Raw genomic sequence first — 18,723 nt, 5'->3', positions numbered from 1 at the left:
TTTCCAGCATTCATCCTACATGCCTTCTATTTCAACATAAAAAATAAGTCTATAGAGACTCATTAAGAGTCCCTATAGACTTATTTTTCTTACACATTAGACTTTCCTTGTTCCCAAATAAACTCACCTGAATGAGAAATAAAATCCCCAACAGATTGTACTACTAAATCCGCAAGTGGTTCTAAAGTTTGACGATCTCCTGTACCAGATAGTACTCCAATTGCATAGCAATCGCCACCGTTCTTAGCTAAATACAAATCTGTTGGCGTATCTCCTACGACCGCTACTTCACATGCCTCTAAATGAAACTTTTCACAAAAGGATTCTACAATTCTTTTATCAGGTTTCTGTGCCGGAAACGTATCTGAAGCCACAACATAATCAAAAAAAGATTCTAATTGATATTGTTTTAAAAATAATTCTGTCGGCGCGAAATCATCCGCTGTAACAACACCTAAAATAAATCCTCTATCCTTTAAACCTTGTAAAATTCTCGGTAAATCTGCTGTCATTCTCATATGGGAGCGGTACTCGTACATAAGCGAAAATAATTTTTCACTTATCCACTCATGCATCTCCTCTTCCTTAGATGACGCAATATACTTACAAAGCCCCTTTGCTACATCAAGGCTTGTTCCAGCCGCTAGTGCGCTACGTGGATGAACAAATGTCCCCTCTACACCGATTTCCTTTAATAAAGCCTGCTGCATTGACTCTGGTAATTGATATAAATGTATACATTCAGCAACAAGTTCTTCAGCTACTTTTATCCAAATTGAATGAAAATCCATTAATGTTCCATCTTTATCAAATAGTATTGCTTTTATCTTCCCCATAGCACACCCTACCTCTCGTCTCTTATCTCCTCCAGTGTACCAATAAAATATGGATATAAAATAAACGAATTGTAAAAATACCATAAAAATCAAACTAACTTCCAATTTACAATTCTTCTATATAATAAAAAGGATGCCTTTACAGGGCATCCTCTTGATGTTCAGGAACAAATAGTTCCAGACAATGATATATATTTTCGAATTCCATCGGTGCATCTCCACCGTATTCACCATCTAAATTAATCATTAGTTTATCTGGTGAATGTACTTTAATTCGATTTGCTTGTGTGTATAGCACTTTTGGATTATTAATATGTTCACCACGCTGTGCTTGTGTTGCTGCTTTAATTAAGTCAGCGATAGAACCTTTTTTCAGCACTAATAAATCAAATAATCCATCATTAATTGATGCATATGGTGCTACTTTTTCAAAACCGCCCACTGAACGAGTATTCGTAATTAAAAACATCGTAATTTCTTCTTGTAGTAATTTTCCATCATACTCAATTTCAACATATGTTGGATGTAATGACGGTAGCATTTCAATACCTTTTAAATAATAAGCAAGTTGTCCTAATACTGTCTTTAGCTTGCTCGGTACTTCATATGTTAATTCTGTAATACGGCCGCCACCAGCTATGTTAATAAAATATGTATCATTCGCTCTGCCTAGATCTAACGGAACTGTTTTCCCTTCACAAATAATATCCGCAGCCTCTTCAATAGAACGAGGTACACCGATTGCTCGTGCAAAGTCATTTGTCGTTCCAACTGGAATAATCCCAAACTTCGGACGATGCTCATGTCCTACTAAACCATTTACCACTTCATTTAACGTACCGTCGCCACCAGCTGCGATAACAACATCAAACTTACGATCCGCAGCTTGCCTCGCTGCCACAGTCGCATCTCCAGGACCTGTTGTCGCATGACACGATGCTTCATATCCAGCTTGTTCTAATTTTTGTAATACTTCTGGTAAGCTCTTCTTAAATAGCTCACGCCCAGAAGTAGGATTATAAATAATTCTTGCTCGCTTCATCATTTATTAGCACAGGAAATTTCTTTATGTATCAAAAAAGAACATACCGAACTTCTATTCAGTATTCCTATGCCTACCTCCTCTCATCTTCCTATCCTTCTTTTATCCCGCTCAAACAGGCAGTAAGAACCCGATTCGTGTAGTCCACCCAAAGCAAATATTCATTTCGATGGTTTTGTTTTATTTGCCCCCAAAATTTATGTCCGTCTATTTTCCTCACAACAATTTACATATAACGAATAATAACTATCTTTTATTTCATGAGATGAAAAAAAAACCTCTATGTTTAGATTTATCATTATTCCCACCTTTTTGCAACTATCATACCATAGTTGCTATACAAACATTTTTCCACTTTTGACAGTTAATCAAACGTTTGTTTAAATGATTTTCTCTCATTTAAACAAACGTTTGATTAACCTAGAAAAACACCCATGTACGGGTGTTTTTCTGCTTAATCTTTACAATTCACTACTACTATCGCTTGTTAATCTCTTCAAGTAAGATTTTGTTAACAAGCGGTGGATTTGCTTGTCCTTTTGTAGCTTTCATAATTTGACCAACTAAGAAGCCAATTGCACGATCTTTACCGTTTTTAAAGTCTTCGATAGATTGCTCATTATTATCAAGAATTTCTGTTACAACTTTACGAAGTGTACCCTCGTCAGAAATTTGAACAAGACCTTTCGCTTTAACGATTTCTTCTGGGTCTCCACCTTTTTCAATTAATTCGTTAAATACTTTCTTCGCTATTTTAGAAGAAATTGTACCTTTTTCAATTAATTGAACCATTTTAGATAAACCAGCAGGCGTTAATGCAACGTCTTTTAATTCTTTTTGTTGTTTGTTTAAGTATGCAAGCACTTCACCCATTAACCAGTTTGATGTTAATTTCGCATCAGCACCGTCTGCAACAGTTGCTTCAAAGAAATCAGACATTTCTTTCGTTAATGTTAATACGTGTGCATCATAAGCTGGTAAGCCAATTTCTGAAACGTAGCGAGCTTTACGCGCATCTGGAAGTTCTGGAATAGAAGCACGAACTGCTTCTTTCCACTCATCGTCGATGTAAAGTTCAACTAAGTCTGGCTCTGGGAAGTAACGGTAATCATCAGATCCTTCTTTCACACGCATTAAGATTGTTTTTTTCGTTGCTTCATCATAACGACGTGTTTCTTGTTGGATGATACCACCAGATAATAATTCTTTTTCTTGACGCACTTGCTCGTGCTCAAGACCTTTTTGTACGTAAGTGAATGAGTTTAAGTTTTTCAGTTCTGCTTTTGTACCGAATTTCTCTTGTCCAACTGGACGAAGAGAAATGTTCGCATCACAACGCAAGGAACCTTCTTCCATCTTACAATCAGATACGCCAGTGTATTGAATGATTGATTTTAACTTCTCTAAGTATGCATATGCTTCTTCTGGCGTACGCATATCTGGCTCAGACACGATCTCGATTAAAGGCATACCTTGACGGTTGTAGTCTACTAATGAACCATCAGCTGTATGCGTTGATTTACCAGCATCTTCTTCTAAATGAAGACGTGTAATACCGATACGTTTCTTTTTACCGTCTACTTCGATTTCAATCCAGCCATTTTCACCAATTGGCTTATCAAATTGAGAAATTTGGTAAGCTTTCGGATTATCTGGGTAGAAATAGTTTTTACGGTCGAACTTCGTTTCCGTTGCGATTTCACAGTTTAATGCCATTGCAGCTTTCATTGCAAAGTTAACTGCTTCTTTATTTAAAGTAGGAAGTACCCCTGGGTATCCTAAGTCAATTACACTTGTTTGTGTATTTGGCTCCGCTCCGAATTCTGTTGGACTCGCAGAGAAAATTTTCGAATTTGTTTTTAACTCAACGTGAACCTCTAAACCAATAATTGTTTCTAAATTCATCTATGCTCGCCTCCTTACAGACTTGCTTTTTTGGTATGATAGTCTGTTGCTTGCTCAAATGCATGTGCAACGCGGTAAATTGTCGCTTCATCAAAGTGTTTACCAATGATTTGTAAACCAAGTGGCATATTGTTAGCACCGAATCCACATGGAACCGAAATCGCTGGAACACCCGCTAAGTTTACTGGAATTGTTAAAATGTCGTTTGCATACATTGTCATAGGATCATCAACTTTTTCGCCTACTTTAAATGCCGGAGTTGGCGTTGTTGGTCCAATAATAACATCGTAGTTAGCAAATACATTTTCAAAGTCGTTTTTAATTAATGTACGTACTTGTTGTGCTTTCTTGTAATATGCATCATAGTAACCAGAGCTAAGTGCAAATGTCCCAAGCATAATACGGCGTTTAACTTCATCACCGAAACCTTCGCTACGTGTGTTTTTGTAAAGGTCTAATAAATTATTTACATTATCAGAACGAACACCGTAACGTACGCCATCGAAGCGTGAAAGGTTAGCAGATGCTTCAGAAGAAGATAGTAAGTAATACGTTGCTAGAGCGTATTTAGAGTGTGGAAGAGATACTTCCTCCCAAGTTGCGCCCATACCTTCTAATACTTTTAAAGCAGCTAGTACTGACTCACGAGCTTCCTCGCCAACACCTTCGCCTAAGTATTCTTTCGGTACAGCAATACGTAAACCTTTAACGTCGCCTGTTAAACCTGCTAAGTAGTTTCCTACTTCAACGTTTGCAGAAGTTGCATCCATGCGGTCAATACCTGAAATAGCTTGTAATAAGTATGCATTATCTTCTACTGTACGTGTAATCGGTCCGATTTGGTCAAGTGAAGACGCAAATGCTACTAATCCGTAACGAGATACGCGTCCGTAAGTTGGTTTTAAACCTACAACGCCGCAATATGCAGCTGGCTGACGGATAGAACCACCCGTATCAGAACCTAGAGAGAATAATACTTCTCCTGCTGCTACAGCTGCTGCAGAACCACCACTAGATCCACCAGGAACGTAGTCTAAGTTCCATGGGTTTTTCGTAGCGTAGAAACCTGAGTTTTCATTTGAAGAACCCATTGCAAACTCGTCCATGTTTAATTTACCGATTGTAATTGTGTCAGCAGCTTTTAGCTTTTGCACAACTGTCGCATCATAAATTGGATCGAAGTTTGCTAACATTTTACTCGCACAAGTAGTACGAAGACCGTTAGTCACAATGTTATCTTTCACACCAATTGGCATACCGAATAATAAACCATTATCTTCAGCGCCAATCTTAGCGTCTAATTCTTTCGCTTTCGCGCGTGCATTTTCTTCATCTAATGTAAGAAAAGCTTTTACGTTATCTTCAACATCCGCAATACGTTTGTAAGATTCTTCTACTAAATCCGTAACGGAAATTTCTTTGTTGTTTAACTTCTTATGTAACTCTGATACCGAATGATCAAATAATGACATCGAAATTCCCTCCTCTATTCTAATACTGCTGGAACACGGATTTGATTATCTTTGTGATCCGGTGCATTTTTTAATACTTCTTCTACTGGTAAACCTTTTTCTGGTACATCTTCACGCATAACATTTTTCATAGTTAATACATGAGTTGTTGGTTTTACATCTGTTGTATCTAATTCATTTAACTGTTCTGCAAATGTAACAATTGCATCTAGTTGTTTTTGAAATTTTTCTGCTTCTTGATCAGTAATTGCAAGACGTGCTAAATGTGCAACGTGCTTTACATTCTCAACGGAAATTCTTGACACGGCTAGGCCACCTCCATAATATATCGTTCAATCTACAATACTATTGATGATACCAAATTTTCAGTACTTCAAGCAAGTCAACACACGACACTTACAGCATTTTTACATAAAAAAAGAAAGGCGAACGCCTTTCTTTACAATTTACTCTTTATCTAACGGTTTATTTTTCGGAAATCTCTCGTTATCTTCTTCATTATCACGAATTGTTTTTTGTAATACAAAACAAGACATTGTTAAAAATAATGTTCCAATTAAATAGTATCCTTTTACACTAAGCGTTTCATCTAACGTATAAATCCCAATTAGCATACCTGAAAGTGCACAAACAAATGAAGTCCATGCTAAAAACGTGAACGCTTGCGTATTTCGTCTTCTCATCGTTCTCCCCCTCGTTAGCTGTACATCCATTATAGATAAGTATATTTATCATGATGGATTTTTATGTAAATTCTAGTTTTATATTTATAAATCTATCATAAAAGGATACTATTTTAAAGTTAGTTTTCTGTCTAATCTGAAAAAACAATTAAAATCATTGACATTTATTTCAATTCTACATAAAATAAAAATAAATATTACGAACCTCGAAATATACGGGAGTGGAATTAATTGTTGCAATACGAACATTTTTTAGACTTACTGCTAGATAACGCCAAGAAACTTTTCTATCCCGAGGAATGGGTAAGCCTAGATTTAACACTTTCTAAAACTGAAGTATTTTGTTTACTTTGGATGGAGCGAAATACAGATATTACAATGACCAAAATCGCTGAACTTCTTGATATACCAATGAGTACAACGACAGGTGTTGTAAATCGCCTTGTAAAAAAGGGATATATTGAAAGGTACCGTGATGAAAACGACCGACGCATTGTATTGATTCGTTTAACAGAAAACGGCGTAATGCTCGTTCAAGAAGTAAAACAAAATGCAGCCCATTACTTTAACCTTGTGACAGAAGCATTATCAGAAGAAGAAAAAGCATTCTTACTACAAATCTTCCAAAAAATCATGAATCACATTGCTACGTCACAGCAAAAAACAGAAGAAAAGGTTTCTACACCTAAAATGAAAAACATTCCGATTGAATAAAACCCTTACTGGGTTTTTATTCAATCATTTATTTCGACACTCGTAATATTCGATATTCGAAACAAAGGGGATATGAATGATGAGAATTATTTTGTATACAGGTAAAGGCGGCGTAGGAAAAACTAGCATTTCAGCAGCAACAGCACTTCAAAGTGCAAAACAAGGTTTAAAAACTTTAGTAATGAGCACAGATCCTGCTCATAGTCTAGGAGATTCATTTGGTATAAAGCTATCTTCTGAGCCGTTAGAAATCCGCGAAAATTTATGGGCACAAGAAATTAATACGATTTATGAAATGGAAAAGGGCTGGGGAAAATTACAGAAATATATTACACTTCTCTTCACTTCCAAAGCAGCTGATGATATTACAACAGAAGAATTAACGATGTTTCCTGGTATGGAAGATTTAATTAGCTTACTTCGCGTACTCGATTATTATAAACAAAACACATATGATGTTATTATCATTGATTGTGCTCCAACAGGAGAAACATTAGCAATGCTCAGTTTTCCAGACATGCTCGGCTGGTGGATGGAAAAACTCTTTCCTATTAAAAGAAAAGTTTTAAAAGTTGTTCGCCCTGTAGCCCAACCACTTCTTGGTGTCCCCCTTCCAACCGATGATATTATGGACGAATTAACAAATACACTTGAACAGCTCGGAGAAATGAGAGATATTTTATCAAACCGAGACGTAACAAGTATCCGCATCGTTGTAAATCCTGAAAAAATGGTCATTAAAGAAGCACAGCGCAGCTTTACGTATTTAAATTTATACGATTATAACGTAGATGCCATTATGATTAACCGCGTCATCCCTAACACTGTCACCGATCCTTATTTTCAAGCATGGAAAGATACGCAAAAGAAATATAAAACATTAATTCAAGATAGTTTTAATCCACTTCCTATTTACGAAGCTCCAATGTTTGAACAAGAAGTTGTCGGTTTGTCTATGTTAGAGCGTGTAGGAGATGCTCTATTTAAAACTGATCATTGTCCTACTGAAGTGAAATTTAACGGCCGCACACAATATGTAAAAAAAGATGGCGATGAGTATATTTTCGTTCTGTCTATTCCCTTCTCAAACAAAAGTGAGCTCGCATTAAATCAAAAAGGTGATGAGCTTATCATTCGAGCCGGTTCTGTTAAGCGGAACATCACATTACCAAAAACGTTAATACACCTTTCTATTCAAGGAGCAAAATTCGAAGCTGATGTACTAAACATTCGATTTGGAGGTGTAGTGCATGCGTGAGGAGCTACTAAGGAAGGTAATTCGTACAAAAATAAAAGTCGGTATGCATATATTAGAAGAGTTACCCGCCCCAATCCAACAATCAGCTAAGCAAATGCTAAATATTTTACAAGAGGAGCTAGCTGCTTATCCGCAAGAACAAGAGCATCATGAAGATAATTTAAAAAGTATTATAATTGAATGAACATCTCTGGATAGAGGGCCTTTCTAGGCTTTCTATCTCCATATTGGAGTGATGTAAGTTGTCGAAAGAAAATCCCACTATTATGCTTTGGATTATTCCCTTATTATTTTTCATTCATAACCTTGAAGAATCTTTCCAAATGCCTCAATATCTTGCTAATCAATTTTTAATTCATTTTATAACAATCCAACAATTTTTCATTGCCATTTCCGCATTAACAATCTTTGTCCTACTTATCGTCTTTCTATATCAACTAAACTTCTTGCCTTCTATATACTGGATTATTTTTATACAAGGGGCCATTTTCTTCAACTCTGTTCAACATATTATTTTGTTTTTCATTTTCCGTTCCTATAACCCTGGCGTAATATCCGCAGCTTTCATTGTCATTTTTTCTATTTTCCTTTTTTCATCTCAAAAACACTTAATTCATAAAAAGAAATTCGTAATTACACTCGCTTTCAGCTTATTTTCTTATCCTGTTATAATTTGGATTACCTTACTATTCGCTAGCTACTTTCATTCATAAAAAAAGACCAGGAAAACTCCTGGTCCATTACTCTACTTAACAAACATTGGATTCTACGTTATACAAAATTGGAAGGTACAGAATTAGGGTTTGTTTGTTAAGTAGATTATATGTTGAACGAACTAACAGCGGAGGGGTTCCTTCTGCTAGTCCGTTAAACTCAATCATTATTTTACGATTTTCTCAAGCTCATCAAGTGAAAGATCTACTGAAATGGAACCATCATTTGTTTCTTTCTTAATTGCATCTGTTACTTCTTTTGAATGATATAGTTCAATTACTTTTTTCAGTGTTGGATCATCTTTATCTTTCGTACGAGCTGCGAAAATATTAATATATGGCTTCGCATTTTCATTCTTTGGATCTTCTAAGAAAATTGGATCCTTCGCCGGATCTAATCCTGCTTGACCAGCAACACCGTTATTAATAACTGAGGCTGCTACATCTTTTAGTACACGAGGTGTTTGCTGTGCAATAACCGGTGTAATTTTTAACTTCTTCGGATTTTCAGCAATGCCGCTTGGATCTCCAAATAAGCCAAAGTCTTTCTTAAGCTTTAATAAACCTGCTGCATCAAGAAGTTTTAATGCACGTGCTTGGTTCGTTGGATCATTTGGAATTGCAATTTCTGAACCATCTGGAATTTCATTTGCTTTCTTATGTTTTTCAGAGTATAAGCCCATTGGTGCAATTTGCGTTGTACCAACAGCTGTAATATCTAACTTATGCTCTTTTTTAAATTGCTCTAAGAAAGCAACGTGCTGGAATGAGTTTAGTTCAATATCTCCATCAGCTAACGCTTTATTTGGCGTTGTGTAATCAGAGAACTCGACCAGTTTAATTTTAATTCCTTCTTTTTCAGCTTTTTTCTTTAAAATTTCCCAAGCGTCTCCATCCGTTCCAGTTACACCGACGCGAACTACTTTTTCTTTCGCTCCTGCTCCCGTTTCTCCACTTGAGCAGCCACTTAATGCTGAAACCCCTACAATCGCTGATAATGCAAATGCTAAAATTTTCTTCATTTTCTTTTCCTCTCTTCCTTTTTATGATCTGCGTAACAAGACTTTCGCAAAGTAGTTTCCTAAATTTTGAGCTATCTGTACGAGAATAATAAGTAAAACGACCGTTACGAACATAACTGATGTATCAAAACGTTGATAACCATATGTCATTGCTAAGTCGCCAAGACCGCCACCACCGACAAGCCCAGCAACTGCAGAAAATTCAATTAAACCAACCGTCATAAACGTGACACCTAAGATTAATGGTGCTAATGCTTCTGGCACGAGAATTTCAAAAACAATTCTAAGTGGTGAAGCACCCATCGCTTGCGCTGCTTCAATTACTCCTTTCGGAACTGAAACAAGGTTTGTTTCAACCATTCTAGCAATACCAATTGATGCGACTAACGTCATCGGGAAAATTGCTGCCGCTGTTCCAATTGTCGTTCCAATAACGCTTCTTGTTAGCGGGCTTAAAGCTACTAAGAAGATGATGAATGGAACCGGACGAATTGTATTAATAATGATATTAAGAATAGAAAAGACCCATTTATTTTCTAAAAAGTTTCCTTTTCTCGTTACATATAAAAGTAAACCTAGAGGTATACCAAGAATTGTAGCAAATATAAGGGTTACGATTACCATTAAGAGGGTATCCCCTGTCGCATCTAATATGCGAGGCCAAAATATACTCCAATCAACTCGCATGAGCTTCTACCTCCTTCAGCTGCACTTGCAGTCTTAGATGTTGTAATGCTTTTTGGATTTCCTTCTGATCACCTTGCAGCTCTACAAGTAGATTTCCAAATAGTACATTTTGAAGTTCAATAATATTTCCGTACAGTACATTTACATCGACGTTATAATTTTTTGCGATATATGATAGTACCGGCTGTCCTGTCTCCTCACCAGTAAAAGTTAAGCGGTAAATCTGTCCACCATTTTGAATCTTCGCTAGAACACTTTCCGGTAAATGATCATTAATAACAGAACGTACAAAGTTTTGAGTCGTTTTTGTTTTTGGTTGTGTGAACACGTCAAACAATTTTCCTTCTTCAATTACTTTTCCTTTTTCCATTACAGCTACACGGTGACAAATTTCTTTCACGACATGCATTTCATGTGTAATAAGAAGGATTGTTAAATTGTACTCTCTATTTACCTTCTTTAATAAGTTCAAAATCTCTGTCGTTGTTTCTGGATCTAAAGCTGATGTTGCCTCATCACATATAAGAATATCTGGTGATGTTGCAAGTGCTCTAGCAATACCTACACGCTGCTTTTGTCCGCCTGATAGCTGCTCTGGGTAATTGTTTGCCTTATCTTCTAACCCTACAAACTTCAGCAGTTCATTTACTCTTTCTTTTATCTCATTCTTTGGTACTTTCGCTAACTTTAATGGATAAGCAATATTCCCAAAAACTGTTCTTGAATTAAATAAATTAAAGCTTTGAAAAATCATCCCGATTCTTTGTCTTAGCTTCCGTAATTCTTTCGTCGATAATGATGTAATATCTTTATTATCTATTGAAATCGTTCCTGCCGTTGGTCTCTCTAACATGTTTACTAGGCGTAATAACGTACTCTTTCCAGCTCCACTAAAACCGATAATGCCAAAAATTTCACCTTTCTCAACAGATAACGTTACATCCTCCACCGCATGAACAGATTGCCCACCCGATTCATATACTTTACTTACATTGTTAAAAGAAATCATTTTTTCCCCTCCTATTTGCTGCAAAAACTTGAAGTAGAGCTTTCGAGGTAAAATAAAAAGTGCTCTCCTTCTTATCAACCATAAAGATAAGAAGGAGAGCACTTATATGTACTCGGTCACATCTTCTCATCTTCCAAGCCTTTCATAGACTTGCTGGAGTTAGCACGGTATTAAAAAACCCGTTGCTGAGGTATCGTAGGGCCAGTCCCTCCACCTCTCTGGATAAGAATGTATCGATTTAATTGTCATTTAATTAATTCTCATTATAGAACTCAGAATAATAAGAGTCAATACATTTTTTAGAAAAATATTAATTATTCCTTTATTAAAATTTTCAGATGAAATTTCATAATAAAATAGTAACCTTTAAAGTTATGTAAAATTCTCCTCCTGCATATTTTTTAAAAGGATAATCTTCTCTACTAATTGAATACCATTATTTGAATATGAAATCGGAGGAAGATAAATATATGAAAACAGCTCTTTTACTCGTTGATATTCAAAATGATTATTTTCCACACGGAAAGATGGAATTGCGTAATCCAGTAGAAGCAAGCGCATATGCCCGTCAGCTACTACAACTCTTTAGAAAGAAAAACAAACCTATTTTCCATATCCAACATGTAGCGATAAAAGATGATGCTACTTTTTTCCTGCCCAATACAGAAGGTGTGCATATTCATGAAAGCGTACGTCCACTTAGAGAAGAAACCGTTATACTCAAACATTATCCAAATAGTTTCCGCGAAACCGATCTTCTAAAACAATTACAACGTTTAGACATTGAGCACGTCGTCATATGCGGAATGATGACTCATATGTGTATTGATGCTACCGTAAGAGCTGCTTTTGATTTCGGCTTTCAATGTACTGTTATACATGATGCTTGTGCTACAAAAGATCTTTCTTTTAAGAATGCTACTATACCAGCCGTTTATATTCATAACACAATTTTGGCTAGTTTAAACGGAGTATATGCAAATGTAATGAGTGCAGATGAGTTTTTAGCTATAAAAAAACACTCTCTTCAGTGAGCAAAACCGAAAAGAGTGTTTCTTGTCAAACCATAGATTTTCTTTCAAATTGTATTATACAGGAAATTTTTAAAATGAATACTAAAAAATATGACTAATAAGTCAACTTTTCTCTTTGTTTTGTTTCTATTTACATGTTTATCCCGATATTAATAGGGTTTAGCTAGTTCCACTTACCAAATAGTAATATATGGTAAGTGTTTTTTAAATTCAAATTAACTAATTTCTCCTATTATTTATCTGTTTGTTTCTTTTTCAAATACTCCGCACGCAATTTTTCAATTTGCTGCTTTTTATCAAATTTGGCAGGCGTCTGCTTTTCATGAAACTTTGCGACAGCTACCTGGCTTTTATAATCTAATTGATATTTTCCCACTTTGTTCACCTACTTTTCTTTTCTTTAAAGAGAACCTATTCAACAAATATACCTTATTTTACTGAATTAAACCTTATTACTTTATTAGTTTTTCTACTGACATCTATCTTAATCCACATATAGAAAGTTTTTCAAAAAAAAGAGATCTTCGCAAACTGCGAAGATCTCTTCTACTATTTCTTATAAAGTTTCAGAAGTAGTTTTTGCTTGCATGTGAAGTGCTAAGTAGTCAGGGCCACCAGCTTTAGAGTCTGTACCAGACATGTTAAAGCCACCGAATGGTTGGTAACCTACGATTGCACCAGTACATCCACGGTTGAAGTATAAGTTACCTACGTGGAAGTCTTCACGTGCTTTTTCAATATGGTCACGGTTGTTAGTAACAACAGCACCTGTTAAACCGTATTCTGTATTGTTTGCAATTGCAAGTGCATGGTCAAAGTCTTTTGCTTTACAGAATGCTACTACTGGCCCAAAGATTTCTTCTTTCATTAAGCGAGCATCTTCTGCAACGTCAGCAACGATTGTTGGTTGGATGAACCAGCCTTTAGAATCGTCTCCTTCGCCACCAGCTAAGATTCTACCTTCTTCTTTACCAATTGCAACATAGCTCATTACTTTATCGAATGCAGCTTGGTCATTAACAGGCCCCATGTTTGTACCTAATACCGCTGGGTTAGCAACTGTTAATTCTTTCGTTAATTCAACAGCACGATTTAATACGTGATCGTATACATCTTCGTGGATTACTGCACGAGAACATGCAGAACATTTTTGTCCTGAGAATCCGAATGCTGATGCAACGATAGATTTAGCTGCTAATTCAAGATCTGCTTCTTTATCAACAACGATTGTATCTTTACCACCCATTTCAGCGATAACGCGTTTTAACCAAATTTGGCCTGGGTTTACTTTCGCTGCACGCTCATAAATACGGATACCTACATCGCGAGATCCAGTGAAGCTCACGAAACGTGTACGAGGGTGATCTACTAAGTAGTCACCAACTTCAGAACCGTTACCTGGAACGAAGTTTACTACGCCAGCTGGTAAACCAGCTTCTTCTAATACTTCCATGAATTTCGCTGCTACTACAGGAGTTGTACTAGCTGGTTTTAGTAATACTGTGTTACCAGAAACTAAAGCAGCTGTTGTCATACCTGCCATAATTGCGAATGGGAAATTCCAAGGAGAAATGATAACACCTACTCCTAATGGAATGTAAGAGAAACGATTATATTCAATTGGACGGCTTTCTACTGGAATACCGTCTTTTAATTTCAACATTTGACGACCATAATATTCCATAAAGTCGATTGCTTCTGCTGTATCAGCATCTGCCTCATTCCATGGTTTACCTGCTTCTTTTACAAGAATAGCAGAGAATTCATGTTTTCTGCGACGAACGATTGCTGCAGCACGGAATAAAATGTCTGCACGCATTTCTGGCTTTGATTTTCTCCAAGTTTGGAATGTTTCATCCGCTACTTGCATTGCTTTTTCAGCTAACTCACGGCTTGCTTTTGAAACACGACCAACAAGTTCCTCTTTATTTGCAGGGTTTACAGAAACAATTTTGTCTTCTGTAGTGATTTTTTCTCCCCCAATAATTAATGGATAGTCTTGTCCAAGATAAGATTCTACTTTCTTTAAACCTTCTTCAAACGCTAATTTGTTAGCCTCCACTGAAAAATCTGTAAATGGCTCATGTTTGTATGCTACTACCATTATTTTTAGCCTCCCCTTAGAAAAACGTTTACATTTTACAACATTATTCTACACGATAATTTAGATTTATTCAAATATTCCTAGACTTATATTTTAAAAATTAATAAATTTTTAAAATATAATAAAAAAAAGAGATTCATACATGCGTATGAATCTACAAAATATGAGTATATTCCAAAACATTTTTTCCGATCAATAATATAGTAACTAATAAAAATAAAGTTCTTACATATCCAACACCTTTTTGAACTGCAAACTTCGATCCAAAATAAGCACCAAAAATCATCGATAATCCCATAATAATACCGTATTCAAAATGAATTACGTCTAAAAATAAAAAAGTAATTAACGATACGATATTACTCACAAAGTTCAAAAGTTTTCCAGATGCTGCCGCTTGAATAAAATCCAAACCAATTAATAAAAATGCAAAAATTAAAAAGGATCCTGTCCCTGGTCCAAAAAATCCATCGTAAAACCCTATCATTAAAATAACAAAGAAAAATATTAATGTTTTTCTTTTCGTCATCTTCTTATAAGTAGATACACTTCCCCAATCCTTTTTCGCAATAATATAAATGGCAATGAATACCAACATCACAAGCACTAGCGGACGTAAAATATCCGGCGGAATAAACTTTACTACTAAAGCACCTGCGACTGCTCCTATAACAGTTAATGGGATTAACTTTCCTACAATTTTAAAATCGACCTTTCCCGATCGAATAAAATAAATTGCACTCGTAAACGTCCCCATCGTTGCAGCTAATTTATTCGTTGCAATGGCCGAAGCTGGTGGTAAACCAACAAACATAAGTGCCGGAAGCGAAATTAATCCTCCACCGCCAACAACTGAATCAATAAACGCTGCTAAAAATCCGAATGCAATTAATAAAATAATGACTTGAAAACTTAGTTCGTCCATGCGCTTTACCCCTTACCCCTTTTTTATAACATTTTAAATTATAACAAAATTCTTCAAGAAAAAAAGCCGTTCCATAAAGGAACGACCCTCCTATTTAATCTAAAATTTTCACAAACGGTTCATCTTGCTTCGCTTCACGTATAATAATCGCTTCTGGGCGCTCTACAGATTTAATCGTCACTTGTACTTTCATATAATTCGGGAAATATTCCATAACAAGCCCGGCTACATATTGTGTAAAGCCAATTATTTCTGCTTTTCCATTAAACTGGACAGGAATATCAAGCTTTATTTCTCTTAATTCATCGTCTCTATACATACCAGTACCGATAACAGCTGTATAGTCACCTTGGAAATAATCGCTTAGTTTTGCTTTAAAGTTTGATACCCTTGCCAAATCTTCACGTTTATTATCTGTTTTCGCTTGTTCAGATGGGAACAAATAATATTTCTCATTAATTTGCTTCCAATCCTCAACCGTTTCACTACCTTTTTCAACATTCGCATAAGAAACAAAGTTACCTGGCACGAGTGAAGATTTTGGAGATTGACGATAAATTGCAAATGTTATCGGAACAGTTTTTGTTTCAGCGTCCTTTTGATGCATAACTTTCAAGATTTCTTGCGCCATTTTTTTCCCTTCAGCTAACATTTTTTCTTGCTCGATTTTAGCCTCACGTGGATAACCATGCTCTTCCTCGTAATAATGAACCGAATTCATCGCTAATCCAACTACAATGCCACTACGCTCACTTTTATTCACATAATAATCATGCTCTAAAATATTTGAAATATATATTGGACTTTTGTTATTTTTCACTTCTAGTGATTCGGATCCTGCACCTAATGCGGGATTTAGCCCTATATTCGGGAAGTTAACCGCATCTTTTTTTAATTTATCTTCTAGTTCCTTTTGTTCTGCATCTGTACGTTTTCTTTTAACAAGCATCTGTATAGTTTGAGTATCTAGAGATTTTCCGCCTTTTAAAAAATTATCTTTCGTACTAAATGATTCTTTTGCAATTCGCATTAATCCTGTTTCAAATTCATCTATATCAAGACGATTATTTAATCCTTGTACAACTAAACCACGCGCAGCTCCTGCTTCAAATGGAATAGTCGTCTTATAATATTCATCCGAAATAGAATACTTCGGAACAACTGATTGCTCTTTTGCTTTCCCCGATTTCTCAACCACTTTGTCATCTTTGTCGGCACCTGCACTACACCCACTTACAAGTAGGCCAAGGCTTAATACCGCTAATGCTATTTTTTTCATGGTAAGTTTGCACCTCTTACTTATTTAGCTCTTGTAAGAACCTCTCTTCATTCCAAACCTCAACATTATGTTTCTCCGCTTGTGCTAATTTCGAACCAGCTGCTTCACCTGCAACAACCAAATCCGTACTCTTACTAACACTTCCTGTTACTTTTCCACCTAATGCCTCAATTTTTTTCTTCGCTTCACTACGTCCCATAATTTCTAATTTCCCTGTTAAAACGACAGTTTTTCCAGCGAAGTACGACTCAACGTTTTGTAAATCAGCAGTTTTTATGCCTTTGTATGTCATGTTCACGCCGTATTCTTTAAATTGTTGTAATAACTCTAATACGTCTTCATTATCGAAATACGTTACGACGGATTGAGCCATTTTTTCGCCAATTTCATTAATTGCTTTTAATTCTTCTTCCGTTGCCTTCACAAGCTCATCCATCGTTTCAAAATGCTCAGCAAATGTACGTGCTGCTTTCGCTCCAACGTGGCGAATACCAAGACCGAATAATAATCGCTCTAATGAGTTTTCTTTAGAATTCTCAATTGCTTGTACTAAATTCGTTGCTGATTTTTCGCCGAATCTTTCTAGCTGCAATAATTGCTCTTTCGTCAACGAATATAAATCAGCAAATGTACGAATATAATCAGCATCAAAGAGTTGTGTAATGACACGCTCTCCAAGTCCATCAATATTCATTGCATTTCTTGAAACGAAATGGATTAACCCTTCTCGAATTTGAGCTGGACAAGTTGGATTTATACAACGAAGTGCTACCTCTTCTTCTAAACGAACTAGTTCACTCTCACATGCTGGACAATGCGTTGGCATATGATATTCTTCTTCCTCACCAGTACGCTTATCAAAAATAACGTTCACAACTTCAGGAATAATATCTCCGGCTTTCTTCACAACAACGTAGTCACCAATTCGAATATCTTTTTCGCGAATTAAATCCTCGTTATGTAAAGAAGCGCGACGAACGATAGTACCAGCCACTCGCACTGGCTCTAGCTCTGCAGTTGGTGTTACAACACCTGTACGGCCAACACTTAATTCAATACCTGTTAATCTTGTTACAACTTCTTCAGCTGGGAATTTATAAGCGATTGCCCATCTTGGACTCTTTGCTGTAGTTCCTAGACTTTCTTGAAGAGCAACATCATCTACCTTTATAACGATTCCATCAATCTCATAATCAAGATGCGGGCGTTTTTCTTGCCATTCTTCTACATAAGCTATAACTTCTTCAATTGTTTCACATGTACGACGATTTGGATTTGTTTTGAATCCAAGTTCACCTAAGAAATCAAGTGATTCACTATGGGATGGAATTGTTTTTTCTTCTACATTCGCAAGACCATACACAAACATAGATAAGTTACGCTTCGCTGCAATTTTCGGATCAAGTTGACGTATTGAACCTGCTGCCGCATTACGCGGATTCGCAAATACATCTTCACCATTTTGTTCTTTTTCTTCATTTAACTTAACGAATGAACGCTTCGGCATATAAGCTTCGCCTCGAGCTTCTAACGTTATTTCTTCATTTAAACGAAGTGGGATAGCTTTAATTGTTTTTAAATTTTGAGTAATATCCTCACCCGTTACACCATCACCACGTGTCGCCCCTTGAATGAAGCGTCCTTTTTCATAATGAAGTGAAACGGCAAGCCCGTCAATTTTTAATTCACATATATATCTTACATTCGCACCATCAATTCCTTGACGTACTCTTCTGTCGAAATCACGTAAATCTCCTTCGTTAAATGCATTTCCTAAACTTAACATTGGTGACTTATGTGTTACTTTTTCAAATATATCAAGAATAGCTCCCCCAACGCGAACGGAGGGAGAATCTTCACTCATAAACTCTGGGTTCTCTGCTTCTAATTTTATAAGCTCCTGCATATTACGGTCATACTCCGCATCAGAAACAGAAGGATTGTCTAATACGTGATACTGATAGTTAAATGTATTTAACAAATCACGCAGTTCTTCTATACGTTTTTTTGCTATCTCTTTTGACATATCCTCATTCCTTT

Annotated in this window: 19 protein-coding genes and 1 riboswitch; of the genes, 5 read left to right on the top strand and 14 right to left on the bottom strand. The window is 36.2% G+C overall.

Translation table 11 applies throughout. From position 1 onward, the window contains the following. Positions 1-89: 89 nt before the first annotated feature. The 6 genes from ATN06_RS01950 to ATN06_RS01925 form a co-directional block, all read right to left on the bottom strand. On the bottom strand, positions 90-836 hold the full coding sequence (locus ATN06_RS01950; RefSeq protein ID WP_060629334.1) for an HAD family hydrolase: 747 nt from the start codon (positions 834-836) through the stop codon (positions 90-92). A gap of 139 nt (positions 837-975) precedes the next feature. After that, entirely contained in the window at positions 976-1,881 is a 906-nt protein-coding gene (locus ATN06_RS01945) for a diacylglycerol kinase (protein WP_000977671.1), read from the bottom strand. A 474-nt stretch (positions 1,882-2,355) separates the two neighbouring features. Continuing rightward, positions 2,356-3,783, bottom strand: a complete 1,428-nt coding sequence (gene gatB / locus ATN06_RS01940; protein WP_060629333.1) for an Asp-tRNA(Asn)/Glu-tRNA(Gln) amidotransferase subunit GatB — start codon at positions 3,781-3,783, stop codon at positions 2,356-2,358. 14 nt (positions 3,784-3,797) lie between these two features. Next, positions 3,798-5,255 carry an Asp-tRNA(Asn)/Glu-tRNA(Gln) amidotransferase subunit GatA gene (gene gatA, locus ATN06_RS01935; RefSeq protein WP_000051441.1) on the bottom strand — a complete coding sequence of 486 codons (1,458 nt, stop codon included), beginning with the start codon at positions 5,253-5,255 and terminating at the stop codon, positions 3,798-3,800. Positions 5,256-5,269: 14 nt separating this feature from the next. Next, a complete protein-coding gene (gatC, locus tag ATN06_RS01930) occupies positions 5,270-5,560 on the bottom strand; it encodes an Asp-tRNA(Asn)/Glu-tRNA(Gln) amidotransferase subunit GatC (RefSeq protein ID WP_000086999.1) in 291 nt (96 codons plus the stop codon). Positions 5,561-5,701: 141 nt separating this feature from the next. After that, positions 5,702-5,938 (bottom strand): YiaA/YiaB family inner membrane protein, encoded by a 237-nt coding sequence (locus ATN06_RS01925; RefSeq protein ID WP_001254393.1) that lies wholly within the window; start codon positions 5,936-5,938, stop codon positions 5,702-5,704. A 231-nt stretch (positions 5,939-6,169) separates the two neighbouring features. On the opposite strand from ATN06_RS01925, the gene ATN06_RS01920 reads away from it, so the two are divergent. The 4 genes from ATN06_RS01920 (at position 6,170) to ATN06_RS01905 (ending at position 8,623) form a co-directional block, all read left to right on the top strand. Next, positions 6,170-6,652: a MarR family winged helix-turn-helix transcriptional regulator gene (locus tag ATN06_RS01920; RefSeq protein ID WP_060629332.1), complete on the top strand. Its 483-nt coding sequence runs from the start codon at positions 6,170-6,172 to the stop codon at positions 6,650-6,652. A gap of 76 nt (positions 6,653-6,728) precedes the next feature. Further along, on the top strand, positions 6,729-7,910 hold the full coding sequence (locus ATN06_RS01915; RefSeq protein WP_088116126.1) for an ArsA family ATPase: 1,182 nt from the start codon (positions 6,729-6,731) through the stop codon (positions 7,908-7,910). After that, positions 7,903-8,094 carry a DUF3926 domain-containing protein gene (locus ATN06_RS01910; RefSeq protein ID WP_060629330.1) on the top strand — a complete coding sequence of 64 codons (192 nt, stop codon included), beginning with the start codon at positions 7,903-7,905 and terminating at the stop codon, positions 8,092-8,094. Before ATN06_RS01915 ends, ATN06_RS01910 begins: the two co-directional genes overlap by 8 nt. 82 nt (positions 8,095-8,176) lie before the next feature. Further along, positions 8,177-8,623, top strand: a complete 447-nt coding sequence (locus tag ATN06_RS01905; protein ID WP_088116128.1) for an HXXEE domain-containing protein — start codon at positions 8,177-8,179, stop codon at positions 8,621-8,623. Between the two features lie 167 nt (positions 8,624-8,790). Here the strand turns inward: ATN06_RS01905 and ATN06_RS01900 are convergent, their stop codons facing one another. Genes ATN06_RS01900 through ATN06_RS01890 form a run of 3 tightly spaced genes read right to left on the bottom strand, consistent with a single transcriptional unit; the run spans position 8,791 to position 11,341 of the window. Next, on the bottom strand, positions 8,791-9,645 hold the full coding sequence (locus ATN06_RS01900; protein WP_060629328.1) for a MetQ/NlpA family ABC transporter substrate-binding protein: 855 nt from the start codon (positions 9,643-9,645) through the stop codon (positions 8,791-8,793). 21 nt (positions 9,646-9,666) lie between these two features. Beyond that, complete coding sequence (locus ATN06_RS01895) at positions 9,667-10,332, bottom strand: methionine ABC transporter permease (RefSeq protein WP_060629327.1); 666 nt, start codon at positions 10,330-10,332, stop codon at positions 9,667-9,669. Beyond that, positions 10,322-11,341 carry a methionine ABC transporter ATP-binding protein gene (locus ATN06_RS01890; RefSeq protein ID WP_060629326.1) on the bottom strand — a complete coding sequence of 340 codons (1,020 nt, stop codon included), beginning with the start codon at positions 11,339-11,341 and terminating at the stop codon, positions 10,322-10,324. Before ATN06_RS01890 ends, ATN06_RS01895 begins: the two co-directional genes overlap by 11 nt. Positions 11,342-11,464: 123 nt before the next feature. Then, positions 11,465-11,570: riboswitch (SAM riboswitch) on the bottom strand. Between the two features lie 241 nt (positions 11,571-11,811). Here ATN06_RS01890 and ATN06_RS01885 point away from each other — a divergent pair. Beyond that, positions 11,812-12,375 (top strand): cysteine hydrolase family protein, encoded by a 564-nt coding sequence (locus tag ATN06_RS01885; RefSeq protein WP_060629325.1) that lies wholly within the window; start codon positions 11,812-11,814, stop codon positions 12,373-12,375. A 232-nt stretch (positions 12,376-12,607) separates the two neighbouring features. On the opposite strand, the gene ATN06_RS01880 is transcribed toward ATN06_RS01885, so the two are convergent. From ATN06_RS01880 to ligA, 5 genes are all read right to left on the bottom strand, one after another. Then, a complete protein-coding gene (locus tag ATN06_RS01880) occupies positions 12,608-12,751 on the bottom strand; it encodes a hypothetical protein (protein ID WP_060629324.1) in 144 nt (47 codons plus the stop codon). 180 nt (positions 12,752-12,931) lie between these two features. Next, positions 12,932-14,479, bottom strand: a complete 1,548-nt coding sequence (pruA, locus tag ATN06_RS01875) for an L-glutamate gamma-semialdehyde dehydrogenase (RefSeq protein ID WP_060629323.1) — start codon at positions 14,477-14,479, stop codon at positions 12,932-12,934. 154 nt (positions 14,480-14,633) lie between these two features. Continuing rightward, positions 14,634-15,404 carry a TSUP family transporter gene (locus ATN06_RS01870; RefSeq protein ID WP_060629322.1) on the bottom strand — a complete coding sequence of 257 codons (771 nt, stop codon included), beginning with the start codon at positions 15,402-15,404 and terminating at the stop codon, positions 14,634-14,636. Between the two features lie 94 nt (positions 15,405-15,498). Next, positions 15,499-16,683 (bottom strand): CamS family sex pheromone protein, encoded by a 1,185-nt coding sequence (locus tag ATN06_RS01865; protein WP_060629321.1) that lies wholly within the window; start codon positions 16,681-16,683, stop codon positions 15,499-15,501. 16 nt (positions 16,684-16,699) lie between these two features. Next, a complete protein-coding gene (gene ligA / locus ATN06_RS01860) occupies positions 16,700-18,709 on the bottom strand; it encodes an NAD-dependent DNA ligase LigA (protein ID WP_060629320.1) in 2,010 nt (669 codons plus the stop codon). Positions 18,710-18,723 lie beyond the last annotated feature (14 nt).

The sequence above is a fragment of the Bacillus thuringiensis genome (assembly GCF_001455345.1).
GTDB lineage: Bacteria > Bacillota > Bacilli > Bacillales > Bacillaceae_G > Bacillus_A > Bacillus_A thuringiensis_N.
The sequence above is the reverse complement of the archived record's forward strand: the minus strand, read 5'-3'. Positions and strand labels throughout refer to the sequence as shown.